Source organism: Spirosoma lacussanchae, from assembly GCF_005870035.1.
Taxonomy (GTDB): Bacteria; Bacteroidota; Bacteroidia; order Cytophagales; family Spirosomataceae; genus Spirosoma; species Spirosoma lacussanchae.
Genome location: NZ_SWJG01000004.1, coordinates 190,291 through 216,990, shown reverse-complemented (window position 1 = coordinate 216,990; position 26,700 = coordinate 190,291). Strand labels below are relative to the sequence as shown.

Below are 26,700 nucleotides of genomic sequence, written 5' to 3'. Positions count from 1 at the left end.
TTTTAGCCCCTTGCTTAATCGTTTAAGCAATCGTTTTCTGCAATTCCTGAACCTACCTATATGCAACGACGAACCTTTATCAGATCATCGCTACTTGGCTCAACGGCAGCGCTGGCCGGTCTGCCTCTGCTCTCCCCGGAGGCTGCTGTGCCTAAACTGAAGATCACCAAAATTCGCTATTACGCAGCCCCTGGCTATACCAAACCGCTTTTCAACCAGGCGCGGGGCATTGTTGAGGTTGAAACCGATGGGGGGATCGTGGGTATTGGCGAGGGTGGCTCCAAAGATATGATCGAGCAGTGCGCGCAGATGATAATCGGCGAGAATCCGTTTCGCATCGAGCACATCTGGCAGAATTTGTACCGGGGCATGTTCTATCCGCCGGGTCGCGAAAAACTCCACGCGCAGGGCGCTCTTGACATGGCCTTGTGGGATATCAAGGGGAAGGCGCTGGGGGTACCAGTCTACGAACTGCTGGGCGGGGCCACCCGCGATTATGTCGAGTGCTATGCCACAGGTTTTCGGGCTTCTAAAGCCAAAACCGAAGAGGAGCGCGCCCGCGACTGCATCGAAGCCGGCTTACGGGCCTACCGCATCGGGCCAACCGGCGGCAACGGCACCGAGCCGTTCGACTTTTACGACAACGCCCGAAAAACGATCGACCTCTGCAAACGAATCGATGCGGCCGTGGGTGGTGGCGGTAAATGGGCCATCGACCTGCACACCCGCTTCGATACGACCGAAGGGGTGAAAATCTGCAAAGCGCTGGAGAATCTCGAGCCCTACTTCGTCGAGGATATTATCCGCTCCGAAAATCCGGAGGTTTATAAAACGGTGCGGCAGATGACCACCGTACCCATTGCCGTTGGCGAGCAGTTTGGCGACCGCTGGGATAGCAACAACCTCATCGAGCAGCGGCTCATCGACTATACCCGTTTTACCCTGCCCAACACGGGCGGCCTCTCCGAATTCAAGAAGCTGGCCTCCATGTGCGAAACCCATTACGTAGGCATGATTCCGCACTTCACCGGCCCGCTGGCCGTGGCCGCCCTGGTACACGTGCTGGGATCGAGCAGTCCGACGCGCTGCCTGATGGAGCTGGCCGGTGGCGAGCCCGAGCGGCCCGAGTACTTCAACGAAGACCTGGTGAACTTCAAAAACGGCAAGCTCTATCTGAAACCCGACCCGGGGCTGGGCGTGACGTTCAACCCCAGGAAAGCCACCTTCGTGCTGGAAGTAACGGCCAATACGAAATATCCGCATCCGATTCTGAAGAGTCCCGACGGGGCCATTCACAACTGGTGATCAGTCCAGATTCGCTTTGAGTGCCTTTCTATATACCTATAATCCCTTGCCCCATGAAAAAACCTATAAACGTACTTGTGGTGCTTGTCCTGCTGTGTCAGGGTTACGGCTTCGCACAGAGTAACCGGGTAACCGGCCGGGTAACCGGCGCCGATAACCAGGGGTTGCCCGGTGTGAACGTGGTAGTGGGTGGTACCTCGCTGGGTACCGCGACCGATGCGTCGGGTAATTATTCGATCAATGTGGCGTCAGATGCGTCGCTGGTATTTTCCTACATCAGCTACGTCAGCCAGACGGTTCCGGTCAACAATCGGTCCATCATCAACGTGCAGCTGGTCGAAGATGCGAAAGCCATCGATGAGGTAATCGTTACGGCCCTGGGTATCAAGCGCGAATCGAAAACGCTGGGCTATGCAACCGCCACGGTCAATGCCGAGCAGATCAACGTGAACCGTACGCCCAATTTCGTGAATGGCCTCCAGGGAAAACTGGCTGGCGTTAACATCACCTCCATGGGAACCGGCCCCGCCGGAACGGCCAAGATCCGGATTCGGGGCCAGTCGTCGTTCAGTGGGCAGAACAACCCGCTGATCGTGGTGAACGGGGTGCCCATCGACAACTCGAACTATTCGCTGGGGGGTGATTTTGGCAACCGGGCTTCCAACAGCTCCGACGGGGGCGACGGGCTGAGCAGTATCAACCCCGACGATATCGAAGAAATGACGGTACTGAAAGGGGCAACAGCGGCTGCTCTCTACGGCTCCCGTGCCAAAGACGGGGTGGTCATGATCACGACCAAAAGCAAGGGGTCGGCCAAGGGATTCGGCGTCACCTACAACACCAACTTTACGACCGATACGCCCCTCGACTTCACCGATTTTCAGTACGAATACGGGCAGGGCGAAGGCGGCAAACGACCCACCACGCCCAATCCCACCTCGGGCGTATGGAGCTTCGGCGAGAAGTTTCAGCCCGGCATGACCCAGACCCTGTTCGATAACGAAACCTGGCCCTACGAGCCGGTATTTGACCGGGTGAAGAAGTTTTATCGGGTCGGTACCAACTTTACCAATACGGTGACCGTGGCCAATAACGGGCCCTCGGGTGGGTTCAGCCTGTCGTTCGGTAACACCGACAACAAAGGCATTATGGAGAACAACACTTTCAACCGGAAGGTGATCAACCTGGGCTTCACGCAGAACATTACCAGCAAGCTAACGGCGCTGGGAAACATCAACTACTCGCTGGAAAACAACATAAATCCGCCCCAGCTCAATACGCAGGACCTGTCGGTTTCGACCGTCATCTTCACTCTGGCCAACTCCATGCCGTTTGAGGCCCTGCGCCAGAACCAGACCCTGCCCAATGGCGACGAGTTCGTGTTTTCGCGGTTCCTGGTCCGGAACAACCCGTACTATTCCATGAACAACAAGTTCGAGAACGTTCGGCGGAGCCGGCTGTTCGGGAACCTGGCCCTCAAATACCAGTTCACCGACTGGCTCTACGTGCAGGGGCGGCTGGCGCAGGATTCGTACGTCCGCAATCAGGATTATAACATTCCGAACGGCTACGCGCCCATTGCCCGGGCGCCGGTGGGCTTCGTCAACGGTTCCTACACACAGGATGTGCGGCAGAACCTGGAGCGGAACCTCGACCTGATCATTGGCATGAACAAAACTTTTGGTGCCATCGGGGTCGACCTGACGCTCGGCGGCAACGCCCGCTACGCCCGTAACGATTACAACAGCGTAACGGTGCAGGACTTTGTACAGCCTGGTTTGTATACCGTGATGAACGGACGGATCAAAGACCCCCTGTACGCCCTGGCCGAGAAAAAAATCAACTCCGTCTTCGGGGCCGCTACTATTTCGTACAAGGAGTTTCTGTTCCTGAATGCCACGGCCCGCAACGACTGGTTCTCGACCCTGGCCCCATCGAACCGGAGCATCCTGTACCCGTCCGTGACGGGGAGTTTCGTCTTTTCGCAGGCCTTCGACAACCTGCCGGGCTGGCTGACCTTCGGGAAACTGCGGGCCGCCTACGCCCAGGTGGGATCAGACAACGTGGACCCGTATTCGAACGCGCTGTATTTTGCCGTCGACAACAACTCGTTCCCGAACCCATCGGGCGCGCTGGTGCCGGTCGGGGGAATCAACGCGACCGTAGTGCCGAACAAAAACCTGCGGCCGCTTCGGATTCAGGAAGCCGAGGTGGGGCTGGAGCTGAAACTGTTCCAGAACAAAATAGGCTTCGACTTTACCTACTACCACAAAACAACCGACGATCAGATTCTGGCCGCGCAGGTGTCCGATGCGTCGTCGTATACGAGCAAGCTGATCAACGTAGGGCGTAGCATGAACCAGGGGCTGGAGATGCTGCTGTCGTTCTCGCCGGTGTCGACGCGGGCGTTCCGCTGGGACGTCAGCGCGAACGTATCGTACAACACCTCCAAAGTACTGCGGCTTGGGCTGTCGCCCAACGATACCGTCATTACGGTCAGCAGTGGCGGAGGCCGGGTGCTGAACCAGGTGGTGGGCAAACCGATCGGGCAACTGTACACGTTCACCTACCTGCGCGATGCTCAGGGTCGTCAGGTGTTCGATGCCAACAGCGGCATGCCCCTGCGCAACAACGTACTCCAGAACGTTGGCAGCGCCCTGCCCCGGTATTTCGGTGGTATTACCAACACCTTTACCTACCAGGGGATCGTACTGTCGGCGCTGATCGACTTCAAACTGGGCCACAAGATGATTGCGGGTCGTAACATCAACTACGTCCGCCACGGGCTGTCGAAGCGGACCCTGCCCGGCCGGGCCGAAGGGTATGTAATCGGCAATGGGGTAAATCCAAACGGCGAGGTGAACAAGACCAGAGCCGCCGTACAGCCGTTCTATGAGTCGATCAACCCGCTGGGTATCAACGAGGATTTTGTGTCGAATGCCGGGTTCTGGAAGCTGCGGCAGCTAACCCTGGGGTATGATTTCAGCAAGCTGTTACCGGCCAGTTTCTTCATCAAAGGACTGCGGCTGAATGCGGTGGCCAACAACGTGCTGGTACTCAAAAAATGGACCGAAAACATGGACCCGGAAGAAGTGCTGGTGTCGTCGGATAATGCCGTTGGCCTCGACTTCTGGCCGGGTCTGCCGCTGACCCGTAGCATCGGCTTCAACCTAAACGTGCGGTTCTAAAGCCCGTATCGGGTATTCTGTTTCGCCCATCTGCAAACGGCATCGATTCTAACATTCTATCAAAGACATCATGAAACGACAAAAAACATACATACTGGCCCTCGTACTCTCGCTGGGTCTGTTTACGGGTTGCGACGACGGGTTTACCGAACTCAACACCAACCGGGTCAATCCAACGTCGCTGGCGCCCTCGCTGGTGCTTAACAAAGCCATCATCAGTACGACTTACCTCGACGGGTTCGGCACGCTGGGGATGCTCACCTACAACTTCGGGATCGTACAGCAGATCATCACGCCCTACGGTAGTTCATTATCCGGGGCCAATTATGATCAGATCAACAACAGCAACACCCCCCTGGTCTGGACCAATTTTTACCGCAATGTCCTGAAACAGCTCGTTGCGGTGCTTGACCAGACAAAAAGCGACCCGCTGCAGGTGAATACGTATAACGCAGCCCGCATCTGGAAGGCCTACGTGTTCATGATCCTGAGCGATACTTACGGCGATGTTCCGTACTTCGAAGCCGGCCAGGGGTATACGAACGAGATCATTACGCCCAAGTATGACGCGCAGCAGGTTATCTATAAGGATATTCTGAAGGAGCTGGACGAAGCGTCGGCCGCGCTAACCACGACCCAGGCTGCTGTCACGACCGATATTCTCTACGGGGGCGACGTTGCCAAATGGAAGAAGCTGGGCTATTCGTTCATGCTGCGGGCGGCCATGCGGCTGACCAAAGTCGATCCGGCAACGGCGCAGGCTTATGTGGCCAAAGCCGTGGCAGGGGGCGTCTTTCAGTCCAACGCCGACAACTCGATCATTCGGCATACGGCCATTTACAATAACTACATCGCCAACCACCTGGCGGCCCGCGAAAAAACGAATTTTTACCTGGCCGCTCCGTTTGTCAACTACCTCAAAGACAATAATGACCCTCGGCTTTCGGTTTTTGCCGTTCGTTATGTTGGGGCCAAAGGCGGGCAGGAGCAGGTAGCCGCCCGGGCCTCGTCGGACCCTAAAGTCCAGATCGGTATGCCCATGGGCTATAATGACGTTACCATTACGTCGACCCTGGCGCAGAACGGGGTCGCCAGTCTCTGGGATTATTCGCAGGTGAATCTGAACACTGTGCTGAAATTAGACGCGCCCGAGTTCCACATCACCTACGCCCAGGTACAGCTTCTGCTGGCCGAAGCAGCTGTTCGCGGATGGGTAACGGGGTCGGCGGCCGACTATTTTGGGCGGGGTGTTCGGGCAAATCTGGAGCAGATGGCCTCGTACGGAGCGGCTATCCCCGAAGCGTCTATCAAAGCGTATCTGGATGCGCAGCCGCTGGATGCGAGCCGGGCGCTGGAGCAGATCAACACCCAGTATTGGGTCGCTACCTTCCTCGACGGTAACGAGTCGTTCGCCAATTTCCGCCGTAGCGGCTTCCCGGCGCTGAAGAAGAACCCCTATCCCGGCTCGGAAGTGAAGGGCGACTTCATCCGGCGGTTGCCTTATCCTGACAGCGAGATTGTTGTTAACTCCGGGAATCTCAACGAAGCCATTACCCGTCAGGGGCCTAACAATCTCGATACACGGGTATGGTGGGATAAAAAATAGTCTTTTACTCCACATTCGTTCCATCGGCTGGCTTCGGCTTTCCGGTCCCCCGCCTGCCCACAGGCGGGGGGATTATTCGCAACAATCACCTAAACCTTTACAAACGTTCATGAATACATTGGATCAACGTCGCCGGGATACGCTAAAAATGCTGGGAATGGGTTCTTCGGCCGGTTTGCTGGGGCTCTTCGGAGGCCCTTCTACCGCCGAAGCCCGCGAACAGAAACCGGTGGCCCGCTATGCAGTAGGGGCCGCACCGGTCAAAATCAAAAGTGTTAAGGCGATTGCTACGGCTCCGCAGGGGTCGAACCTGATTGTGGTAAAAGTGGAAACGACGGAGCCGGGCCTATATGGGCTGGGTTGCGCTACGTTTACCCAGCGGGCTGCGGCCGTGGTCGTTGCCATCAATACCTACCTCAATGAGTTCTGCGTGGGTAAAGATGTAGACAATATTGAAGACATGTGGCAGGCGGCTTATGTCAGCTCCTACTGGCGAAACGGCCCCGTGCTCAACAACGCCCTCTCCGGGCTGGATCAGGCGCTGTGGGACATCAAAGGGAAACGCGCCGGTATGCCGGTCTATCAGCTGTTGGGCGGAAAGGTTCGGTTTGCCATTCCGTGCTATACCCATGCCGGTGGCAATACGCCCGAAGCAGCCGCTGAGAGCGTGACTAAATTCATGGAACAGGGGTTTCGGTACATCCGGATTCAGCAGGGCGGCTACGGCGCAGTAGGGGCCACGGCCGACAAGCCCGATTTCAAAGCGGCCAACTTTGGGGGCGAAACCGATAATTACATGAACGAGCGACTGTACCTGAAGTCGGTTCCGAAAATGTTTGAGGTGGTGCGCAAGCGATGCGGGGAAGAGGTCGAGCTGTTGCATGACATTCACGAGCGGGTGCAGCCCATCGATGCCATCAACATGATCAAGCAGGTCGAAGAATACCGCCCGTTCTTTATCGAAGACCCCTTCTCGCCCGAAAACATGAAGTGGTTCGCCAACCTGCGGCAGGCAACCTCGGTGCCGATCGCGATGGGCGAGCTGTTCAACAACATCAATGAGTTCAAGGAGCCTATGGTAAACCAGTGGTTCGACTTTATTCGGATTCACGTCTCGCAGATTGGCGGAATTACGCCGGCCATGAAAGTAGCGCGGCTGGGTGAGTGGTTCAACATCCGGACCGCCTGGCACGGCCCGGGCGATGTGTCGCCGGTGGGGCATGCCGCCCACGCGCACATCGATCTGGCCGTCTGGAACTTCGGCATCCAGGAGGCCGTCCAGTTCTCCGATAAAATGAAAGAGGTGTTCAGCGGCTGCCCGACCATGAACAAAGGGTATATGTCGGTCAACGAGGTGCCGGGGCTGGGGGTGGATATCAACGAAAAAGAAGCCGCCAAATACCCCATCACAACCAAGTCGAACTGGCAGGTCCGCAAAATGGACGGCACCATCATTCGCCCCTGATCACTCCTTAAACTCCCTGAACCTGTATGAAATCATCCCCAAAAACCAATGCCGTTTCCCGCCGGTCGGTTATCCAGTCGGTGCTGGGTGTGGCCGGCATGAGTACCATGGTACTGCCCGAGCGGTCATATGCCGCCAGCCCGCCCCCGTTCCAGGGCTACGGGAAAGTGAAAATTACCCGGCTGGAAACGTTTCTGGTAAAGCCTCGCTGGATCTTCCTCAAAATACACACCGATGCCGGGGTAACCGGCCTGGGCGAGCCCCTGCTCGAAGGGCGCGCGCTGACCATTCAGACGGCTATCAAAGAGATTGAGCCCTACCTAATCGGTAAAGATCCGCGGCAGGTTGTACACCACTGGCAGGCCATATACCGCCATGCGTTCTACCGGGGCGGGCCCATCCTGACCAGCGCGCTGAGTGGGATCGACCATGCGCTCTGGGATATTAAAGGCAAGCTGCTGAACGTACCCGTTTACGAACTGCTGGGCGGACCCACCCGCGACCGGGTTCGGGTATACGGCCGCGCCAGCACCCCCGACGATATGAAGAAGCGCAAGGCCGAGGGCTACACCGTAATAAAAACCGGCGTTGCCAAACAGAACCCCGCCAACATTGTCGAGAATCCTAAATTCATCAAGTACGCGGTCGATAATTTTGCGTCGTTGCGTGAAGCCGGGGGCGACGATATGGACATTGCCATCGACTTTCACGGGTCCATTTCGCCCCAGCTGGCCAAGGTGCTGATCAAGGAGCTGGAGCCGTTCAAACCCATGTTCATCGAAGAACCCTGTCAGGCGCAGAATGTCGATACTATGGTCGATATTGCCCGTGGTACCCATCTGCCCATCGCTACCGGCGAACGAATTTTTACGAAATGGGGCTTCCGCGAAATTTTGGAAAAGGGAGCGGCCAGCATCGTTCAGCCCGATTTGTGCCATGCCGGTGGTATTACCGAAGGACGCATCATTGCGGGCATGGCCGAGGCCTATTACGTACCCATAGCGCCCCACAACCCCATGGGGCCGATTTCGCTGGCAGTGGGCCTGAATCTGGCGGCCAGCGTGCCCAATTTTCTGGTGCAGGAGCAGGTTACGCTGGGTGAAGGCTACCTGAAAAACCCCTTCAAACTGCAAAAGGACGGTACCGTCATGATCCCGCAGGGGCCGGGGCTGGGCATCGAGCTGGACGATGCGCAGCTGAAAGATAAACTGGGCCACGACTGGAAAAACCCCGAAACGTATAATGCCCTCGACGGGTCGGTTGTCGACTGGTAATGATGAGACCAACTGCTTTTGCGAAAACGACGGTACTGGCTGGCGGCCTGCTGGTGCTGGGCATCGGCGCCCGCATTCCTGATGATGCACCCCAGGTGCTTATCTCGAACGGGATTATTCGGACGTCGCTGTACCTGCCCGATACGGCACGGGGCTACTACCGGGGTACCCGTTTCGACTGGTCGGGCGCCTTCGGATTCCTCGACTACAAAGGCCACCGGTTCGTAGAGCCGTGGTACGATGCCTACGACCCCAAAATCCACGACGCCATTAACGGGCCGGTGGAAGAATTTACCCCATTGGGTTTCACCGAGGCTGAACCGGGGGCTACGTTCGTAAAAATCGGGGTAGGGGCCCTTCGCAGGCCCGACGCCAAAACGTACTCGTTTGCTACGTATTACGACGTAGTCAACTACGGAAAGCGGAGCGTCAGGACCTATGCCGACCGGGTGGTTTTCCGGCACGAGTTAACCGACGCAGCCGGCTACGGCTATCAGTACACCAAGACCGTACGGCTCACCAACGGAAAGCCCGAACTGGTGCTGGAACACCGACTGAAGAACACTGGTCAACGGCGTATAGAGACCAGCGTGTATAACCACAACTTCTTCGTGATCGACAAACAGCCGACGGGGCCAGGGGTAGAAATCCGTTTTCCTTTTGCGGTGACGGCCGAAGGCAAAGGGTTTGGCAGTACCATTCTGACGGAGGGGAACAAGCTGGTTTACGCCCGCCCGCTCGAAAAACGGGAGCAGGTGTTCAGCGCCGGGTTGCAGGGATTTGGTCCGTCGGCAAGCGATTATGACGTTCGGATCGAGAACCGGAAAACGGGCGCTTCGGTGCGGATGACCGCCGACCAGCCGCTGGAGAAACTGGTGTTCTGGGCCTGCGCCACCACGTCCTGCCCCGAACCGTATATCCGCCTGCGGGCCGAACCCGGCCAGGAGGTGACGTGGAAAATAAACTACACGTTTTATGAGAATTCGGTCCCATGAAACTAGTCAATAACCTTTTTATCGGCTGTGCGCTGCTCTTGTCCGGCAGTATGCGAGTGAACGACACCCAGCGGTCCGTCGACCCGCCGGCCGGGGCAGACTGGCCCGCCTATGGAGGAAACAAAGCCGGCAATCGGTATTCTCCCCTGGCGCAGATTAATACCCGTACGGTGAAGGAACTGCAACTGGCCTGGACGTTCGACACGGGCGACAATAACAACCCAGCCGAGCGGGGTATGGACATCCAGTGCCAGCCGATCGTGGTGAATGGCGTCCTGTACGGAACGACCCCGCGGATGAAACTCGTTGCCGTCGATGCCGCTACGGGGCAAAAACGCTGGCTCTTCGATCCATTTACCGACCCGGCGAAGAAACCTCAGTTTCATCCGCTCCGTGGGGTTGTTTACTGGGCCGACGGAGCCGATCAGCGGATTCTGTACTCGGTGGGTTCATCGCTATACGCCATAAACGCGCAAACGGGAGCACCTATCTCCAGTTTCGGAACCAACGGAATCGTAGACCTGCACGACGGGGTAGGCGACCGGGAAACGCTGGGCCATGACCTGCAAAACCTGTCGGTTCGGGCCACAACCCCCGGCGTTATCTACCAGGATCTGTTGGTGATGGGGTCGGGGGTGTCGGAAGGGGGCGATGCCGCACCGGGTACGATCCGGGCCTACCATGTCCGAACGGGGAAGCTGGCCTGGGCTTTCCATACGGTTCCGCTGCCGGGCGAGTACGGCTACGAAACCTGGCCGAAAGATGCGTACCGCAAACTGGGTGGGGCCAACTGCTGGGCAGGTATGGTTGTCGATGATAAACGGGGCATTGTCTATGCCGGCACCGGTTCGCCCTCGGTCGATTTCTACGGGGGTGCGCGGGCCGGTCAGAATCTGTTTGCTAACTGCATTCTGGCCCTGAACGCCCGAACCGGCGAACGAATCTGGCATTTTCAGACCATTCATCACGATCTCTGGGATCGCGATCTGCCCTGTCCGCCCAACCTGATCACCGTCAGACAGAACGGTCGGCTGGTCGATGCGGTGGCGCAGGCTACGAAAGATGGCTATGTCTTCGTGCTGGACCGGGAAACGGGCAAACCCCTGTTTCCGGTGAAAGAAGTACCGGTACCTACCGCACCCGCTCTGCCCGGTGAGCAGCCCTGGCCCACGCAGCCCGTACCGACAAAACCAGCGCCATTTGCGCTTCAGGACGTGACAGAGGCCACGTTGACCAATCGTACGCCCGCGGCCCGCGCCTATGTGCTGGAGCGCTTTCGGAACAGCCGTCGGGGTAGCAAATACATGCCGCCCAGCGAAGAAGGGTCGTTGTTCCTGGGGTTCGGGGGCGGTGCCGAATGGGGCGGTACTGCGGCTGATCCGGATGGCGTGCTGTACGTCAACGGGAACAATATGCTCTGGTGGCTCAAGATGCGTGACAGTCGAATTCAGCCAACCGGCGTGGCCCTGGGCCGGGGGGCGTCGTTGTTCAACAACAACTGTTCGGTATGCCACGGTTTGGGCGGAAAGAGTACGGCATCGGCCACAACGGCTCAGGCTTATCCTGACCTGACCGAGGTAGGCAAACGGCTCGATAAAAAGCAGATTCTTGAGTTGCTGGCTTCGGGCCGGGGGCGCATGCCTTCGTTTCAGCACCTAGCCCGGGAAGACCGGGAGGCCATCGTACAGTTTCTGTTGAATCTCAACACAAAACCCGCCCTGACGGCTTCGGCAGCTGTCGACGTTCATGCGGTGGCGGCACCGACGAGTCCGGCAGGGGGCAGTGATTTCCCGTACGTGCCTCCCTATCTGAACAACGGAACTACCCAGTTTCGGGACCAAGACAACTACCCGGCGGTTAAACCACCCTGGGGCACGCTCAACGCGATCGACCTTAACACGGGTGAGTACCGGTGGAAAGTACCACTGGGCGAGTATCCCGAGCTGACCCGCCAGGGAATTGCTCAGACTGGTACAGAAAACCACGGTGGACCGCTCGTGACGGCGGGGGGGGTACTGTTTATAGCGGCTACCTACGACGAAAACCTACGGGCGTTTGACAAACAGACCGGTCGTGTACTGTGGAGCTATCAGTTACCGGCGGGCGGGTTCGCGACCCCCATCACCTACCAGGTCAACGGTCGGCAGTACGTGGCCATAGCGGCTGGCGGAACCCGGTACGGATTGAAGTCGGGGGGCTCGTATGTGGCTTTCGCGCTACCGAAGCGTCCATGACCCGAAGAATAGCCGGCATTCATTCTGTACTCTCAACAACTCGCCCGATGTCAAATTATCTCTTATGTTGTGATTGGGGAACCTCGTTTTTTCGGTTACAGCTGCTGCAGTATAGCGACGATCAATGTGTCGGTGAACTCATAGCCAGAGAGGGCATAGCCGGGACGTTTGACGCCTGGCGAAAGACCGGGGCGGTCAACGGCCTGACCAGAGAGCATTTCTTTCGCCGGCAACTCCGGCAGCAGATTCAGGTGCTGGCTCAGCAGGTGTCGGTCGATCTGACGAAGGTCCCCCTTGTCATATCCGGTATGGCGTCATCATCGATCGGTATGGAAGAGGTGCCCTACGCGACCCTGCCGTTTGCGCTTGACGGCAGTCAGGCCAGTGTGCGGTATTACGAGGCTGAACCCGATTTCCCGCATGAGATGCTGCTGATATCGGGTGTGAGAAGCCAGCAGGACGTGATGCGGGGCGAAGAAACGCAGCTGATTGGACTCATTGCGCTCCTCAGCCAGGCCGGCGTTGGCACTGCCGAAGCTATTTTCGTCTTTCCGGGTACCCACTCGAAACACCTGTACGTGCAGAACGGGCGTCTGCTGAATTTCACGACCTATATGACCGGCGAGCTGTTCGACCTAATGGCGCATCAGAGTTTGCTGCGGGAGTCGGTTGAGGTGAGCAGCCTGACCAGCTTTACGGCGGCCAACAAGATAGCGTTCCGGCGCGGGGTTCGGCAGGCAACTACGTCCGGGCTGCTGAACGGGTTGTTCACGACCCGAACCAACCAGCTGTTCGAGACGCTCACCAAAAGTCAGAACGCGTTCTACCTGAGCGGGCTGATCATTGGGGCTGAACTGTATCCGCTGCTCACCCAGACCGACTGGCCGCTGGTCATTTGCAGCGGCAGCCGGCTAACCGCCTTCTATGAGCTGGCTATCGATGAACTCACCCTCTCGGTCCGTACCACCATTCTGCCGGCCGAATTAATTGACAAAGCCGCCAGCAAGGGGCAGATGCTCCTGTTCCGGAATCAGACTGTAAAAGAAACGACCCGATGACTACTTCCGCATTTTCCTGGACGCGATTTGACCAGGCTCCTCTCGTAGGCATTATCCGAAACGTATCTGCCGACGACGTGGCGCAGGTATTGCCCGTTTACCGGGATGCCGGCCTGACAACCATCGAAATCACGCTCAATACCCCCGGTGCCGAAGACATGATCCGGCAGGCTGTTGATCAGTACGGAACGGACCTTAACATAGGTGCCGGTACCGTATGCACGGCTGAGGAGCTGGAAAAAGCTTTGGCAGCCGGTGCCCGGTTCATCGTAACCCCCATCATCGACGAAGCGGTGATCCGAGGCTGTGTCGAGCGGGGGGTTCCCATTTTTCCGGGGGCGTTTACCCCCTCGGAAGTGTACAAAGCCTGGACTCTGGGGGCATCGATGGTGAAGGTGTTTCCGACAACCACCCTCGGCCCGGCGTACATCAGCGATCTGAAAGGCCCTTTGCCTCAAATTAAACTGCTGCCTACGGGTGGCGTCAACCTGGCTAACCTGGACCAGTTCTTCCGGGCCGGCGCCAGTGGAGTAGGTGTGGGTAGCCACCTCTTCGATAAAACCCTCATCCGGGATAAGCAGTGGTCGTTGCTGAAAACGCACTTCCAGAGGTTTCTGGAGAAGCTGCCCCACACTGTCTGATCCGATCCCGTCCTAACCCTTGTCCCTATGATCACGCCCGAAAAACCCCTTTTGGCCCCTGTTACGGCGGGCACCAGCTACCGCTGGTTCATCGTCGTGCTACTGTTCACGGCTACTACCATCAACTACCTCGACCGGCAGATCATCGGGTTACTCAAACCCATTCTGGAGGTGGAGTTCAGCTGGACCGAGACCGACTTTGCCCGTATCGTAATTGCCTTCACGGCGGCCTATGCGGTTGGGCTGCTGGCCTTCGGCTGGTTCATCGATAAAGTCGGTACCAAAATTGGGTACGCTGTCACGATTGTCTGGTGGAGCGTAGCCGGGATGCTGCACGCGCTGGCCCGGAGTGCATTTGGGTTCGGGGTGGCCCGCGTTGGGCTGGGACTGGGCGAAGCGGGTAATTACCCGGCGGCCGTCAAGACCGTAGCCGAATGGTTTCCGCAGCGCGAGCGGGCGCTGGCTACGGGGCTGTTCAACGCCGGTACCAGCGTGGGGGTTGTGGTAGCGCTAATTATTGTGCCGCAGATCCTGAGCCGGTACGGCTGGCAGGAGGTGTTCTGGATAACCGGCGCCCTGGGGTTCGTGTGGCTGCTGTTCTGGCTGATCTTCTACGACGTACCGGCCCGGCAAAAGCGATTGTCGGCCCGCGAATACGACTACATCACCAGCGGGCAGGAAGCCGGTTCGACCGATAAACAGCCGATCAACTGGTTCAAACTATTCACCCTGCCGCAGACCTGGGCGCTTATCACCGGCAAGGGGCTCATCGACCCGATTTACTGGTTTTTCCTGTTCTGGTTGCCCTCGTATTTTTCGTCCACCTTTGAGCTGGATCTGAAAAAGCCGAGCCCCGAACTGATGCTGATTTACGGAGCCACGACCGTAGGGAGCATTGGCGGAGGATACCTGTCGTCGTGGCTGATCCGGCGGGGCTGGCCTACGCTGAAGGCCCGAAAAACGGTATTACTGGTTTTTGCGGGGCTGGAACTGTCTATCATCATGGCTCAGTTTGCCACGGACGTGTGGGTCGCCGTCGGACTGATCAGTCTGGCGGTCGCGGTTCACCAGGCCTGGGCCACCAATGTGTTTACCCTGGCTTCTGACCTGTTTCCGAAGCAGGCCGTTAGTTCGGCCGCCGGTATTGCGGGTATGGCGGGCGCCACGGGTGGTATTTTCTTTCCGATGCTGGTGGGGAGCCTGCTGGACAGCTACAAAGCCGCCGGAAACCTGGCCGGGGGGTATAATGTGCTGTTTACAATTTGTGGCTGTACCTATCTGGTGGCCTGGCTCATCATTCATATGTTGACCAGAAATCCCAAATTGGTGAGCATCGAGCAGCTCCGGTAGCGCCACAAAAAAAGAGCAGGTCCGGATAGTCAGGACCTGCTCTTTTTTTGCCGTATGGCTGAGGCATTATTTGACCCGTGTCCAGGTCTGGGTTTTGCCCAGCAGCGAGATGCCTACATAGCCGCGGACGTCGAGCGTGTTGGGGTCTTTCAGGGTCATCTTGCAGTTGTACTCCTTACCGTCCTCCGGATTGTAAATTTTACCATCAGTCCAGACGTTATCCCCGTCGTACTTGAAATTGTACATCAGCATCAGGTTCTGGAGGGGGCGCGACCGTTTCGACTCGTCGGCGTTGCGGAAGTCGGTTTTGGGTTTTCCTGTTTTTGGGTCGTTGGGTTCACTGATCCAGATCAGTTTGCCAAAATAGGTGCCACCCTGCTTATAGATCTGAATATGACCACGTTTGGTGCCGTTCAGCCAGGTGCCCACCACGGCGTCGGGATTATCGGCTGGCGCGAAGGAAGTCAGTGAGGTGAAGAGCAGCAACAGGGGTACGATGAAGCGAATGGATTTCATAGGTGATCGGAAATGGACAATTATTATTTTATTGTGATTTTGCTGTACTAACGCAAAAATGGTGTAAAAAGTCTGAACCAGAATTTATCGGGTAAAAATGATTGGCGTGATTTGCACCCATGATGCTGGCCTGCGGGTTTATAGACCAGCTGGTTTTTCGGTCCGTCCGACAGCGCAGGGCATCCTTCAGTATAAATCCAGGCTTGACTATGTTTCATCGTGACCCCAATCGCCATTACCCAACCGAAACCGAATCGCGGGTGATTATTCGTTTCCAGGACTGCGACCCGCTCCAGCACCTCAACAACGCCAAGTACTTCGATTATTATTTCAACGCGCGCGAAGACCAGGTAGCCAAGCTGTATGACTTCAACCCGGGGCAGCTGTTCCATGAGTTGAAAACGAGCTGGGTCATTTATCAGCATCAGATTGCCTACGTACGCCCAGCCCAGGTCAGCGAATGGGTGCGCATCATGTCGCGGCTGATTTTTTACGACGAAGACACCACGGTTACCGAGTATTACATGACCGACGATGCCAAAACGCAGCTCAAAAACGTGCTGTGGGTGACGTCGAAATACGTAAGCGTAACAACTGGTCGCCGGATTCCGCACGATGACCTGGTAACAGGCTATCTAGAAGCAACGCTGGTGCCGAATATCAATTTTCCGAGTCTGAACTTCAACGACCGGATCAGAGCCATTAAGCAGGCGTTATAAACCCATTTGCGGGTGTGGATCGCCGGTTGGGCGGAGGCAAAACAGATTCTGTTGCCTCCACCCAACCGGCGATTTATGTTGAGACGGGCTTTCGGGCGAGTTGGATGCCGGGTGCATGGAAAAAATAAATTGTGGCCGATTAAACGCTGAGCCGGTGGTTTGTTCAAAGAGGCAAATGCAACAAAAACCAATGACCACCATGAAAAATGCACTGCTTACGGCCGCTACCCTCGTTGTTCTTCTTTCGACCAGCGCCCTGGCACAACGCTATGGGTACCCGGCTCCTCCGCCGGCTAATTACCCCTCACAGCCCGGTTACGGCCAGCCAAACTATAACTACGACTACGATGATTACCGGTTCGACCGTCACCTCGACTGGTGGGACCGGGAGTTGAATCTGACCCGCCGGCAGGAGCGCGAAATTCGCCGGATTCGCGAGCGGTTCGAGCAGCAGACCCGGCGGGTCGATCCCCGCGACCCACGCCAGCGCGACACTTACCGGCAGCTGCGGCAACGGGAGTTCTTCGATATGATGGCCGTTCTGGGACCTGAACAGCGGGATCGGGTTATTGAGCGGATGCGTCCCTACGAACGGTCGGCAAACCGCTGGCCCGATCGCCGGAACAGCCGGGGGCGTGGTTATGAGCCCTACGGATATTAATGGACATTAAGTTGGATAAAGCAAGAGGATGCCTAAACAGCCGGTCATATTGGCCGGCTGTTTTTTGTTGTTTGCCCGGTGGGGCAGGCTTTATTCGCCATAGGGGTAACCACTTAGCCGATTTTGCGACCGTCGATGCAACACCGTATTGGCGACTTTGTCTTTGTTTCGTATTTTTCAAGGAAACTCAATACCCACAAGCTCATGTTTACACATCAACATCTTAGGAAAACCGGCCTGTTGCTGGCTGTGGTAACTACCACCGCTTTGGCGCAGCCGTCGGTACAACAACCCAAAATGAATCAGAATCCCTTCTTAGCCCCTTACACGACTCCGCACCAGACGGCTCCCTTCGATAAGATTAAAAACGCTGACTTTCTGCCGGCTTTGCAGGAGGGGCTGGCACAGGGCCGCAAAGACGTAGATGCTATCGTTAACAACCCCGCTAAACCGACTTTCGAAAATACGATCGTAGCCCTCGAACGGTCGGGCGATCTGCTGGGTAAGGTAACGTCGGTCCTCTTCAATCTGAACAGCGCCGAAACGACCCCTGAGCTACAGAAAATTGTAAAAGAGGCATCGCCCCTGCTCAGCGAATACGGCAATGATATTACGCTGAACGACAAACTATTTGCCCGCATCAAAGCCGTTTATGAACAGCGGGCTAGCCTGAAACTCGATACCGAAAGTGCCATGCTGCTGGAAAAAGCCTACAAACGCTTTGCCCGCAACGGCGCCAATCTCGATGCCAAAGGTAAAGAGCGGCTCCGCGCCATTGATAAGGAGATGTCGCAGTTGTCGCTGCAGTTCGGCGAGAACGTGCTCAACGAAACCAACGAGTACTCCATGCTCGTGACGGACGAAAAAGAGCTGGCCGGTCTGCCCGATTATGTACGCGAACTGGCGAAGTCTACGGCCAAGCAGAAAGGTAAGGAAGGGTATATGTTTACCCTGCAGGCCCCCAGCTATGGTCCGTTCATGCAGTACGCCGACAACCGTGAGCTGCGTAAGAAACTGTTCATGGCCTTCAACGGACGCGGTTTTCACGGCGATAAAAACGACAACTCCGGCATTATCCAGAAGATGGTCGCCCTGCGGTACGAACGGGCTAACCTGCTGGGCTACAAAACCCACGCCGACTTCGTGCTGGAAGAAAGCATGGCGGGCTCGCGCGATAAGGTACAGAGCTTTCTGGATGAACTCGTTACATACGCCCGTCCGGCGGCTGAGCGCCAGCTGGCTGAGCTGACTACCTACGCCAAAGCCCACGGCTTCACCGAGGATAAACTTCAGGCCTGGGACAACAGTTACTACGCCGAGAAGCTCAAAAAAGAGAAATACGACCTCGACGATGAGACCCTCAAGCCGTATTTTAAACTCGAAAACGTCTTGAATGGCGCCTTCACGGTGGCCAACAAGCTGTACGGCATCACCTTCAAAGAGCGTAAAGACATCCCGGTCTATAACCCAGAGGTGAAAACCTACGATGTGTTCGATAAAGACGGTAAGTTCCTGGCGGTTTTCTATGGTGACTATTTCCCCCGGCCTGGCAAACGATCGGGCGCGTGGATGAACGACGTGCAGGGACAAAAAGTCGAGAATGGCCAGAACGTACGGCCCCATATCGTCAACGTCTGCAACTTCACCCGACCGACCGATACTAAGCCGTCGTTGCTGACCTTCTACGAAGTGACCACTCTCTTCCACGAGTTTGGCCACGGCCTGCACGGGATGCTCGCCAACGGGAAGTACGAAAGCCTGAGCGGCACAAGCGTTCCGCGCGACTTTGTTGAGCTGCCCTCGCAGGTGATGGAAAACTGGTGCTACGACCCCGAAGCGCTGAAACTGTTCGCCAAACACTATCAGACCGGCGAGGTAATTCCGAACGAACTGATCGAAAAGATTCGCGCGAGCCAGAACTTTCTGGCCGGCTTAGCTAACCTGCGCCAGCTGCGCTTCGGCCTGGTCGATATGTACTACCATGGTCAAAAGCCAACCGGCGAAACCGTCACTCAGGTTGAGAATAAAGTTGATTCGGTGGCTAACCTGTTTCCGCGGGTAGAGGGCGTTGCGTTCAGCCCGGCGTTCTCACACATTTTTGCGGGTGGGTACTCGGCTGGCTATTACAGCTACAAGTGGAGCGAGGTACTGGATGCGGATGCGTTCGAGTTCTTCAAGGAAAAAGGCGGACTTGATAACAAGACTGCTGCCGACAGCTTCCGCAAAAACGTGCTCGAAAAGGGAGGCAGCGAGAAGCCCATGGAATTGTACAAAAAATTCCGGGGCCGTGAGCCATCGCCGAAAGCCATGCTCCGCCGGAGTGGCCTGATTCTGTAACGATCAGCCCCGATCGGACTGGTCACACAAAAAGGCCCCGCCAGACTGTATCTGGCGGGGCCTTTGTTATGCTATCGGGTGGGTATAAACCAGCCAGGCCGGACAACTAAGCCTGTTTGGTAACCTGAATGTTCATGATCAGCCGAACGTCATCGCTGACAACCACGCCACCGGCTTCGGTAACGCCGTCCCAGGATAAGCCAAACTCTTTCCGTTTCAGCACGCCGACGACTTCAAAACCGGCTTTAGTCTGGCCGTAGAAGTCCTGCATCTGCCCGCCGTATTCAGCCTTCAGGCTTACGGGCTTGGTAACGCCATGCATGGTCAGGTCGCCGGTCAGGTCGTAGGTATCCGTGCCGGTTTTTTTCATGCCCGTTGAGGTAAAGGTCAGTTTGGGAAACTGCTCAGCATCGAAGAAGTCGGCCGATTTCAGGTGGCCGTCCCGCTGTTCGTTACCGGTGCTGATGCTGGCCACATCGGCAGAGAAGGTAATGGTTGCATCTTCAAAATCATCGCCTGCCATTTCGAGCTGGCCTTCGTACTGGCTGAAGAGACCGGTTACCGTTGACACCATCAGGTGTTTCACTTTGAACTGAACTTCTGAGTGAGTCGGGTCAATAACCCAGGTAGTGGTTGAGGTTTGCGTTTCCATAGTGTTTATCGTGTTTAATGTAATTGCATTTAATGTACATACATGTAAATGGTAAAAAACGTTTCCGGACGTTAAACTTTTTTTCAATATGGTCTTGCAGGGCGGAAACAAGGTTCTTGTGGCTTGGGAAGAGCGGGGCGGTGTACAGTCGAAAGTAAGATTCAGCGCTTGGAATTGTCTACTTTTTAGGCACTTTTGCGCCCCATTTCATGTTTACTTACTATACTAAATCAGGTAAAAAATGCCCAACTGGTTTCTCGGAAAAATCCGCTATCAGCAACCTATTGACGACGCGACTGTTGGTACGCGGAACGAAGAATTCATCAAGCAGAAGACGGTAACAGAAGCCTACCTGGTTGATGCCGTTAGCTATACCGATGCCGAAGCCCGGCTCTATCAGGAGATTGCGGCCAACACCCCCGACTTCGACATCACGAATATTTCGCGGATGAAGCTGGCCGATGTCTTCTTTAACGAAGATGGGGGCGATATCTGGTTCAAGGTGAAAGCGATGTTCATCACCGACGATGAAAAAACCGGTAAACAGAAAAAGTCGCCCAGTCTAATGCTGGTCAACGCCGAAACGCCCAAGCAGGCCTACGAGCGCGTCGAGCTAAGTCTGCGTACGTCACTCGACCCGTTCGAAATTACGGACGTTAATACAACCAAGATTCTGGACATCTTCCCGTTCAACGAAGAGCAGCGAAACCTGCGCCCCCTGAGCGAGGTTGCCGAACGGGAAACTGAAGCAGCTTAGCCCCCTTTTACGATGTGTTCTGGATGCCATTCTTTACAGGATGGCATTCTGCATGTGTAGAATTACGATTTTATCATCCGAAAACTTGCACCGAATGAGGTGGCTTCGGATATTTGCCCAGTATGAAACGCGCTCTGTTCCAGTTTTTCAACCTCCTGATGGCCTGCGTCGTGCTGCTGAGCAGCACGGGCTTTGGGCTGGTTGAACACTCGTGCCAGATGCGTGGTAAGAAGAAGACGATGATCGTCGCCTTCAGCGATGCCCACGTCAAGAAAGGCTGCTCAGCCGACGGTAAGCCGATGCCCAAACAGGGGCCGGTTGTCCGGAAAACAGATTGCTGCCAGGATGACAATCACTACGAAAACGTAGATGCCACCTCGTCACTGACGCAGCTGGTCGCCAAATTTGTCAAATCCATTACAGAAACGGTGCTGGCTGGCGTTACGGCGCTGCTGGCCTGGGTGATCGATTGGATTTTTGACCGTGAGATGGCAACCAGCTCACGTAGTATCCCGGCCCCACCCTCCATATCCGGGCGGGAGATCCTTACCCTCTTGCGTTCCCTGCTGATTTGATGAACTGATTGAAACAATTAGGCCGTACCCGCACATGGGTACCGATCTGCTGTATTCATTCCTTCATCAATCCGTATATCCATGCGTTTCTTTCTGCTGGGAATTGCCCTTTGGGCGGGCGTTCTGCCGTCCCGGGCTCAAACTGATACTCTTACTTCACAACTGCCTCTGACCGACTCGATTCCAGCGAAAGCGGTACCGGTTATTCGTGGTACCGTTGGCGAACTGGTCAACGGACAGCGTGTACCTCTGGTGGGAGCAACTGTTCGCTGGCTCACGACGGGCGTGGGCGCCGTCACCGATTCGGTTGGTCGGTTTTCACTGGTCGGGCCGTCGATCCCGGCCCAGCTGCTGATTAGTTATGTTGGCTACCGTACGGATACGGTGGCTGTAACGGACCCGACCGCGCCGGTCGTGGCAAGCCTGCGGGCCGAACAAACCCTGCAGGAAGTGACGGTATCGGGCGCGCCGGGACAGATCGATCGGCTGAACCCCATTCAGACCGAGCTCATCACGCAGCGGACCCTGGCCAAGGCAGCCTGCTGTAATCTGTCAGAAAGCTTCGAAACGAACGCGTCGGTCAGTGTTTCGTACGCCGATGCCGTGACGGGCGCGCGTCAGATTCAGTTTCTGGGATTGGGCGGTCAGTATGTCCAGACCAATGTCGAGAATATCCCGACAGTGCGGGGGCTGGCCACTACGTTTGGGCTGAACTACATTCCGGGCACCTGGATTACCAGCATCGACGTCGGTAAAGGCGCCGGTTCGGTCGTGAATGGGTACGAGTCGATGAGCGGTCAGATGAACATCGAACTGCAGAAGCCCGACGATCCGAACCGACTTTTCCTGAATGGCTACGTAAATAGTTTTGGCCGAATTGAAGGCAACGCAAACTGGTCACAACCCCTCAGCCCGAAATGGAGCGTTGGCGTGCTGGGCCATGCCAGCACCCTTCGTACTGAGATCGATCAGAATAACGACGGCTTCCGTGATCTGCCGTTCTATACGCAGCTTAACGGTGTTAACCGATTCAAATACAGCTCAGAACGGTTCATGACTCAGTTCGGGGTCAAAGCGCTGTACGAAGACCGGGAAGGGGGGCAGCTATCGCGCCTGGGCTCTTCCCGCTACCGGTTCGGTAATACGACCCGACGGCTGGAGTTTTTCTCAAAAACGGCTAAGCTTTATCCAGAAAAACCGTACAAAGGCCTCGGGTTGATCCTGAACGCGCTTCATCACGACCAGACGGCCAACTTTGGGTTTCGCCCGTATACGGGTCAGCAGCGAACCGTTTATGCCAATCTGATTTATCAGAGTATCATCGGCAATACCAACCACACTTACAAAACGGGGGTAAGCTACCTGCTCGATGACTACCGCGAGCAGCTTGGAGCAACGCCCATGAACCGTACCGAGTCGGTGCCTGGCCTGTTTGCCGAGTACACCTATACCGATCCGGAGCGGCTGGTGCTGGTGCTGGGCGGGCGGTTCGATTACCACAACCTGTTCGGAGCGCAGTGGACCCCAAGGGCTCATCTCAAGTACTCGTTCAGTCCGGACCTGACGCTGCGGGCCTCGGCGGGGCGGGGCTTCCGGGTGCCCAATCTGTTTGCCGAAAATTTCGGGTATCTGGTTAGTTCGCGGGTAATCATCAACGATGCGCAGCTACGGCCCGAAGTGTCGTGGAATTACGGAGTCAGTCTGTCGCAGGATTTTCAGCTATTCGGTAAAAAAGCGTCACTGGTGCTGGATTACCACCGTACCGACTTCCGCGAACAGCTGGTTGTCGACGTGGAGCACCCGCGCGAACTGCACTTCCACAACCTGTACGGGAAGTCGTTTGCCAATAGTGTTCAGGCCGAGCTGAACTACCAGCCGTTCCGACGGACCGACGTCAAGCTGGCCTACCGGCTATTCGACGTAAGGCAGAGCATGACCGTACCATCCGAAGATACGCTGCTGTTGCCCAAGATGATGATTCCCCGCGATCGGGTGTTGCTGAACGTTGGCTACGCGCTTCCGTACGACAAATGGAAGGTTGACGCAACCCTGCAGTGGAACGGCCGTCGGCGGATTCCGTACCTGCGCGAGGGGCTTGATGCTAACTACAGCGATGTGCCGATCGAGTACGCGCCGAGCTACGTGAACCTCAATGCTCAGCTAAGCCGGGCGTTTCGGTCGGGCTGGGAGATTTACCTGGGCGGGGAGAACCTGACCGGATTTCGTCAGCTTTCGCCCATTGTGGCAGCTTCCGATCCGTTCGGGCGCGACTTCGATGCCAGTGCGCGTGTGTGGGGTCCTATAACGGGGCGCATGGTTTATCTGGGCTTTCGATTCAAACCTCAACGATAAGACACAATGATACTGACCATCCGAAACATGGTGTGCGACCGTTGTAAGCGGGTCGTGCGGGAAGAACTCGAGAAACTGGGACTGACCCTGACGCGCGTCGATCTGGGTGAAGCAGAACTTGATGATCTGCCACCGGCGGTTTCGCTCAGCGAGGTCCGGCAGGCCCTGCTGGCGAACGGCTTCGACCTGATCGACGATCGCAAGCAATTGCTGGTCGAGCACATCAAGGTGCTGCTCATCAACGAAATCCAGTATCTGAAAGGCGAGCGGCATGCCAACGAGAACGTCTCGACATTTCTGGAGCGGAAACTCGGGTATGATTACTCGTACCTGAGTGGCTTGTTTTCGGCCAGCGAGGGCCAGACGGTTGAGAAATACATCATTGCGCTCAAGATCGAAAAGGTGAAAGAGTGGCTGCGGTACGATGAGCTGACACTGACAGAAATGGCCTGGCGGCTGAGCTACAGCAGCGTTCAGCACCTGTCTAATCAGTTTCGGCAGGTGACGGGCCAGACGCCCGGTCAGTTCAGAAAAGCGACGCAGGTTGACCGGCGGGCGCTGGATAGGCTGTAAGCGGGTCGGTAATTATGTAAAATCGGTAAGCACTCTGGTGAGTTATGCAGAAGAGACCAACGGTGGTCTCCCAACTCTCAACTGACGCTCATGGAAACGATGCACCACAACCACAAGCACACTGACACCTGCTTTGAATGCGCCGAAGCCTGCGAACGCTGCGTTACCGCCTGTATCGAAATGGGTGACCGCGATAGCAAGGGGCATGACATGACGGCCTGTATCAAACTCTGCCGCGACTGCGCCGATATATGCACCCTCTGCGGTCGGCTGGAAGCGCGTGGGTCTGAGTTCATGCGTGACTTTATGGTACTCTGCGCCGAAGTCTGCGAAGCCTGCGCCGATGAGTGCGAAAAACATGCGGCCCACCATGCCCATTGCAAAGCCTGCGCCGAAGCCTGTCGTACATGCGCCAGTGAATGCCGGGCAATGTCGGCCAATGCCTGATCGGTCTGGATGGCCCTGCCCGTCGGAGCCATCCAGCTTCTTACTTCGTTCACCAACGTAATGAAATACGCTTTTCATCTGTTTATTTTTTTGCTGGCAGGCCGTAGCCTGGCTCAGCACCAGCACCACGAAGGAATGACCATGCCCGCTCCGTCGTCGGCGGTCCAGGTCGATTCGGGCCGTACCGATCACTCAATGCACCAGACCGGTCAGCCTGGCAGCGACGCGTCGATGAGCATGAGCCATTCCTTTTCGCGAAACCTGCCCATGAATCGAAACGGATCGGGTACCAGCTGGCACCCCGATCAGACGCCCCTGTATGCGTATATGAAACATACTGACCCGGAGAACCGCCCCAGCTGGATGTACATGCTGCATTACAGCATCTTTCTGCGGCATACCAATCAGAACATCAACAACCCCGATGGCCGCGGCCGCGACAGCCAGTTCGATGCCCCGAACTGGTTTATGGGTATGGCCCAGCGAACCGTTGGCAAGCGGGGCCTGTTCCTGGCCCGTGCTATGCTATCGCTGGACCCCGTAACAGTCGGCGCCGATGGCTATCCGTTGCTTTTCCAGTCGGGCGAGAGCTATCGGGGGCAGCGGCTGGTAGACCGGCAGCACCAGCACGATCTGTTTTCTGAGTTGTCGGTTGCGTACAGCTACGCCTTCAGCCCGAAGTCCGATGCCTTCCTGTACGTAGGTTTTCCGGGTGAACCAGCACTGGGGCCGCCGGCGTTCATGCACCGGATTTCATCGTTCAACAACCCCGATTCGCCCCTGGGTCACCACTGGCACGACGCGACTCACATCACCTTCGGTGTGGTGACGGCGGGTTACCGGCTGGGTATTGCCAAGCTGGAAGCGTCTTCGTTTACGGGCCGTGAACCCGACGAAAAGCGGCTTGGGTTCGACCGACCACGATTCGATAGCTACTCGTTTCGGTTTTCGGTCAATCCTTCGCCCACGCTGGCCCTTCAGGTGTCGCGTGGGTTTATAAAGAGTCCCGAAGCCGTCGAGCCCGGCGAGGACGTTAACCGAACCACCGCTTCGGTACTGCACAGTAAACCGCTGGGCGCCCCTGATCGGTACGTAACCTCGGCACTGGTCTGGGGGCTGAACTCACACGATGGCGTCAACGAAAATGCGTATCTGGCCGAAACAAGCCTGCAACTGAACCGGGTGGCTTTGTATGGTCGCTATGAGAACGTGACCAAATCGCAGGAGGAGCTGGGCATCAGCCATGACGAAACCCCCAACGGGACCGGAGCGCATCGGCTGGTGAATGTCAACAATCTGACATTCGGCTTGAACTACCGGCTGATTCGGCATCTGAACACCGATCTGGTAGCCGGGGCGCAGCTGACTGCCAGTATGCCGGATCAATTTTTGCAGTCGTACTACGGGAAGTTCCCCTTGTCCGGCCAGATCTACCTCCGGCTTACGCCCGCCGTGTTGCTGATGGGAAGTCGATCATCAACCGGGTCGATGAACCACGGCAACGGGCACCATTCTCACTGAATTATTGTTAATCATTCACCATAAACCAATGACAATCATGCTGCGTAACCTGTTTCTAACTGCCTTAACCACACTCGTACTGGCAAGTGCCAGCTTCGCCGGAACGTCTGCTCGTGATGATAAAGACAAAGAAGTCAAGATTAAAACATCGGCTATCTGCGGTATGTGCAAAGCCCGCATCGAGCGGAACCTGGCCTTCGAGAAAGGCGTGAAAGAAGCCAGTCTCGACGTGAAATCGAAAGTCGTTACGATCCGGTATAATCCCGGCAAAACCGATGTTGCCCGGCTCAAGGCCAACATCAGCAAATCGGGCTACGACGCCGAGGACCTGCCGGCCGATCAGGACAGCTACAATAAGCTGCCCAGCTGCTGTAAGAAAGGTACCGCTATCCACGACGATCACTAAGTCGCAGGCTGCGTTAAAAGACAAACCGCCCCGTATCACATCCGACACGGGGCGGTTTGTCTTTTGAT

Annotated in this window: 22 protein-coding genes; 20 read left to right on the top strand and 2 right to left on the bottom strand. The window is 56.4% G+C overall.

Annotation, left to right across the window (positions count from 1 at the left end):
* The first annotated feature begins 60 nt into the window (after positions 1-60).
* From FBR45_RS16755 to FBR45_RS16710, 10 genes are all read left to right on the top strand, one after another.
* Positions 61-1,305 (top strand): mandelate racemase/muconate lactonizing enzyme family protein, encoded by a 1,245-nt coding sequence (locus tag FBR45_RS16755; RefSeq protein ID WP_138504375.1) that lies wholly within the window; start codon positions 61-63, stop codon positions 1,303-1,305.
* Positions 1,306-1,358: 53 nt separating this feature from the next.
* Entirely contained in the window at positions 1,359-4,493 is a 3,135-nt protein-coding gene (locus FBR45_RS16750) for a SusC/RagA family TonB-linked outer membrane protein (RefSeq protein WP_138504373.1), read from the top strand.
* Positions 4,494-4,563: 70 nt separating this feature from the next.
* Positions 4,564-6,099 carry a SusD/RagB family nutrient-binding outer membrane lipoprotein gene (locus tag FBR45_RS16745; RefSeq protein ID WP_138504371.1) on the top strand — a complete coding sequence of 512 codons (1,536 nt, stop codon included), beginning with the start codon at positions 4,564-4,566 and terminating at the stop codon, positions 6,097-6,099.
* Positions 6,100-6,208: 109 nt separating this feature from the next.
* Positions 6,209-7,564: an enolase C-terminal domain-like protein gene (locus FBR45_RS16740; RefSeq protein ID WP_138504369.1), complete on the top strand. Its 1,356-nt coding sequence runs from the start codon at positions 6,209-6,211 to the stop codon at positions 7,562-7,564.
* A 26-nt stretch (positions 7,565-7,590) separates the two neighbouring features.
* Positions 7,591-8,838 carry a galactonate dehydratase gene (gene dgoD, locus FBR45_RS16735; RefSeq protein WP_138504367.1) on the top strand — a complete coding sequence of 416 codons (1,248 nt, stop codon included), beginning with the start codon at positions 7,591-7,593 and terminating at the stop codon, positions 8,836-8,838.
* Positions 8,838-9,833, top strand: coding sequence for a hypothetical protein (locus FBR45_RS16730; RefSeq protein WP_246082275.1), 996 nt, complete (start codon positions 8,838-8,840; stop codon positions 9,831-9,833). The genes dgoD and FBR45_RS16730 overlap by 1 nt, the downstream gene beginning before the upstream one ends.
* Before the next feature lie 50 nt (positions 9,834-9,883).
* The gene (locus FBR45_RS16725) at positions 9,884-12,067 is read left to right on the top strand and encodes an outer membrane protein assembly factor BamB family protein (RefSeq protein ID WP_246082291.1); all 2,184 of its coding nucleotides are present in this window, start codon (positions 9,884-9,886) and stop codon (positions 12,065-12,067) included.
* 47 nt (positions 12,068-12,114) lie between these two features.
* Complete coding sequence (locus FBR45_RS16720; protein WP_138504363.1) at positions 12,115-13,125, top strand: 2-dehydro-3-deoxygalactonokinase; 1,011 nt, start codon at positions 12,115-12,117, stop codon at positions 13,123-13,125.
* Positions 13,122-13,766 (top strand): bifunctional 4-hydroxy-2-oxoglutarate aldolase/2-dehydro-3-deoxy-phosphogluconate aldolase, encoded by a 645-nt coding sequence (locus FBR45_RS16715; protein WP_138504361.1) that lies wholly within the window; start codon positions 13,122-13,124, stop codon positions 13,764-13,766. Before FBR45_RS16720 ends, FBR45_RS16715 begins: the two co-directional genes overlap by 4 nt.
* Before the next feature lie 27 nt (positions 13,767-13,793).
* A complete protein-coding gene (locus FBR45_RS16710; protein ID WP_138504359.1) occupies positions 13,794-15,116 on the top strand; it encodes an MFS transporter in 1,323 nt (440 codons plus the stop codon).
* 66 nt (positions 15,117-15,182) lie between these two features.
* On the opposite strand, the gene FBR45_RS16705 is transcribed toward FBR45_RS16710, so the two are convergent.
* Positions 15,183-15,632, bottom strand: a complete 450-nt coding sequence (locus tag FBR45_RS16705; protein WP_138504357.1) for a DUF2147 domain-containing protein — start codon at positions 15,630-15,632, stop codon at positions 15,183-15,185.
* Positions 15,633-15,841: 209 nt separating this feature from the next.
* Here FBR45_RS16705 and FBR45_RS16700 point away from each other — a divergent pair, with 209 nt between their 5' ends.
* The 3 genes from FBR45_RS16700 (at position 15,842) to FBR45_RS16690 (ending at position 19,349) form a co-directional block, all read left to right on the top strand.
* Positions 15,842-16,351 (top strand): acyl-CoA thioesterase, encoded by a 510-nt coding sequence (locus FBR45_RS16700; RefSeq protein ID WP_138504355.1) that lies wholly within the window; start codon positions 15,842-15,844, stop codon positions 16,349-16,351.
* A gap of 199 nt (positions 16,352-16,550) precedes the next feature.
* Positions 16,551-17,012 (top strand): hypothetical protein, encoded by a 462-nt coding sequence (locus FBR45_RS16695; protein ID WP_077921170.1) that lies wholly within the window; start codon positions 16,551-16,553, stop codon positions 17,010-17,012.
* A gap of 297 nt (positions 17,013-17,309) precedes the next feature.
* Positions 17,310-19,349 carry a M3 family metallopeptidase gene (locus FBR45_RS16690; protein ID WP_246082290.1) on the top strand — a complete coding sequence of 680 codons (2,040 nt, stop codon included), beginning with the start codon at positions 17,310-17,312 and terminating at the stop codon, positions 19,347-19,349.
* Between the two features lie 106 nt (positions 19,350-19,455).
* Here FBR45_RS16690 and FBR45_RS16685 read toward each other — a convergent pair whose 3' ends face one another.
* Positions 19,456-20,001: a YceI family protein gene (locus FBR45_RS16685; protein WP_138504351.1), complete on the bottom strand. Its 546-nt coding sequence runs from the start codon at positions 19,999-20,001 to the stop codon at positions 19,456-19,458.
* A gap of 241 nt (positions 20,002-20,242) precedes the next feature.
* Here FBR45_RS16685 and FBR45_RS16680 point away from each other — a divergent pair, with 241 nt between their 5' ends.
* From FBR45_RS16680 to FBR45_RS16650, 7 genes are all read left to right on the top strand, one after another.
* Entirely contained in the window at positions 20,243-20,758 is a 516-nt protein-coding gene (locus tag FBR45_RS16680; protein ID WP_077921127.1) for a DUF4494 domain-containing protein, read from the top strand.
* Positions 20,759-20,880: 122 nt separating this feature from the next.
* On the top strand, positions 20,881-21,333 hold the full coding sequence (locus FBR45_RS16675; RefSeq protein WP_138504349.1) for an HYC_CC_PP family protein: 453 nt from the start codon (positions 20,881-20,883) through the stop codon (positions 21,331-21,333).
* Between the two features lie 81 nt (positions 21,334-21,414).
* Entirely contained in the window at positions 21,415-23,685 is a 2,271-nt protein-coding gene (locus FBR45_RS16670) for a TonB-dependent receptor (RefSeq protein ID WP_138504347.1), read from the top strand.
* A 6-nt stretch (positions 23,686-23,691) separates the two neighbouring features.
* Complete coding sequence (locus FBR45_RS16665) at positions 23,692-24,258, top strand: helix-turn-helix domain-containing protein (protein ID WP_138504345.1); 567 nt, start codon at positions 23,692-23,694, stop codon at positions 24,256-24,258.
* Positions 24,259-24,348: 90 nt separating this feature from the next.
* Entirely contained in the window at positions 24,349-24,705 is a 357-nt protein-coding gene (locus FBR45_RS16660; RefSeq protein ID WP_138504343.1) for a four-helix bundle copper-binding protein, read from the top strand.
* A gap of 60 nt (positions 24,706-24,765) precedes the next feature.
* Complete coding sequence (locus FBR45_RS16655) at positions 24,766-26,226, top strand: hypothetical protein (protein WP_138504341.1); 1,461 nt, start codon at positions 24,766-24,768, stop codon at positions 26,224-26,226.
* Positions 26,227-26,263: 37 nt separating this feature from the next.
* Entirely contained in the window at positions 26,264-26,632 is a 369-nt protein-coding gene (locus FBR45_RS16650) for a heavy-metal-associated domain-containing protein (protein WP_138504773.1), read from the top strand.
* Positions 26,633-26,700 lie beyond the last annotated feature (68 nt).

Coding starts and splice junctions, on each gene's coding strand:
- FBR45_RS16755 (WP_138504375.1), top strand. CDS start 61: ATGCAACGACGAACCTTTATCAGATCATCGCTACTTGGCTCAACGGCA.
- FBR45_RS16750 (WP_138504373.1), top strand. CDS start 1,359: ATGAAAAAACCTATAAACGTACTTGTGGTGCTTGTCCTGCTGTGTCAG.
- FBR45_RS16745 (WP_138504371.1), top strand. CDS start 4,564: ATGAAACGACAAAAAACATACATACTGGCCCTCGTACTCTCGCTGGGT.
- FBR45_RS16740 (WP_138504369.1), top strand. CDS start 6,209: ATGAATACATTGGATCAACGTCGCCGGGATACGCTAAAAATGCTGGGA.
- dgoD (WP_138504367.1), top strand. CDS start 7,591: ATGAAATCATCCCCAAAAACCAATGCCGTTTCCCGCCGGTCGGTTATC.
- FBR45_RS16730 (WP_246082275.1), top strand. CDS start 8,838: ATGATGAGACCAACTGCTTTTGCGAAAACGACGGTACTGGCTGGCGGC.
- FBR45_RS16725 (WP_246082291.1), top strand. CDS start 9,884: ATGCGAGTGAACGACACCCAGCGGTCCGTCGACCCGCCGGCCGGGGCA.
- FBR45_RS16720 (WP_138504363.1), top strand. CDS start 12,115: ATGTCAAATTATCTCTTATGTTGTGATTGGGGAACCTCGTTTTTTCGG.
- FBR45_RS16715 (WP_138504361.1), top strand. CDS start 13,122: ATGACTACTTCCGCATTTTCCTGGACGCGATTTGACCAGGCTCCTCTC.
- FBR45_RS16710 (WP_138504359.1), top strand. CDS start 13,794: ATGATCACGCCCGAAAAACCCCTTTTGGCCCCTGTTACGGCGGGCACC.
- FBR45_RS16705 (WP_138504357.1), bottom strand. CDS start 15,632: ATGAAATCCATTCGCTTCATCGTACCCCTGTTGCTGCTCTTCACCTCA.
- FBR45_RS16700 (WP_138504355.1), top strand. CDS start 15,842: ATGTTTCATCGTGACCCCAATCGCCATTACCCAACCGAAACCGAATCG.
- FBR45_RS16695 (WP_077921170.1), top strand. CDS start 16,551: ATGAAAAATGCACTGCTTACGGCCGCTACCCTCGTTGTTCTTCTTTCG.
- FBR45_RS16690 (WP_246082290.1), top strand. CDS start 17,310: ATGAATCAGAATCCCTTCTTAGCCCCTTACACGACTCCGCACCAGACG.
- FBR45_RS16685 (WP_138504351.1), bottom strand. CDS start 20,001: ATGGAAACGCAAACCTCAACCACTACCTGGGTTATTGACCCGACTCAC.
- FBR45_RS16680 (WP_077921127.1), top strand. CDS start 20,243: ATGCCCAACTGGTTTCTCGGAAAAATCCGCTATCAGCAACCTATTGAC.
- FBR45_RS16675 (WP_138504349.1), top strand. CDS start 20,881: ATGAAACGCGCTCTGTTCCAGTTTTTCAACCTCCTGATGGCCTGCGTC.
- FBR45_RS16670 (WP_138504347.1), top strand. CDS start 21,415: ATGCGTTTCTTTCTGCTGGGAATTGCCCTTTGGGCGGGCGTTCTGCCG.
- FBR45_RS16665 (WP_138504345.1), top strand. CDS start 23,692: ATGATACTGACCATCCGAAACATGGTGTGCGACCGTTGTAAGCGGGTC.
- FBR45_RS16660 (WP_138504343.1), top strand. CDS start 24,349: ATGGAAACGATGCACCACAACCACAAGCACACTGACACCTGCTTTGAA.
- FBR45_RS16655 (WP_138504341.1), top strand. CDS start 24,766: ATGAAATACGCTTTTCATCTGTTTATTTTTTTGCTGGCAGGCCGTAGC.
- FBR45_RS16650 (WP_138504773.1), top strand. CDS start 26,264: ATGCTGCGTAACCTGTTTCTAACTGCCTTAACCACACTCGTACTGGCA.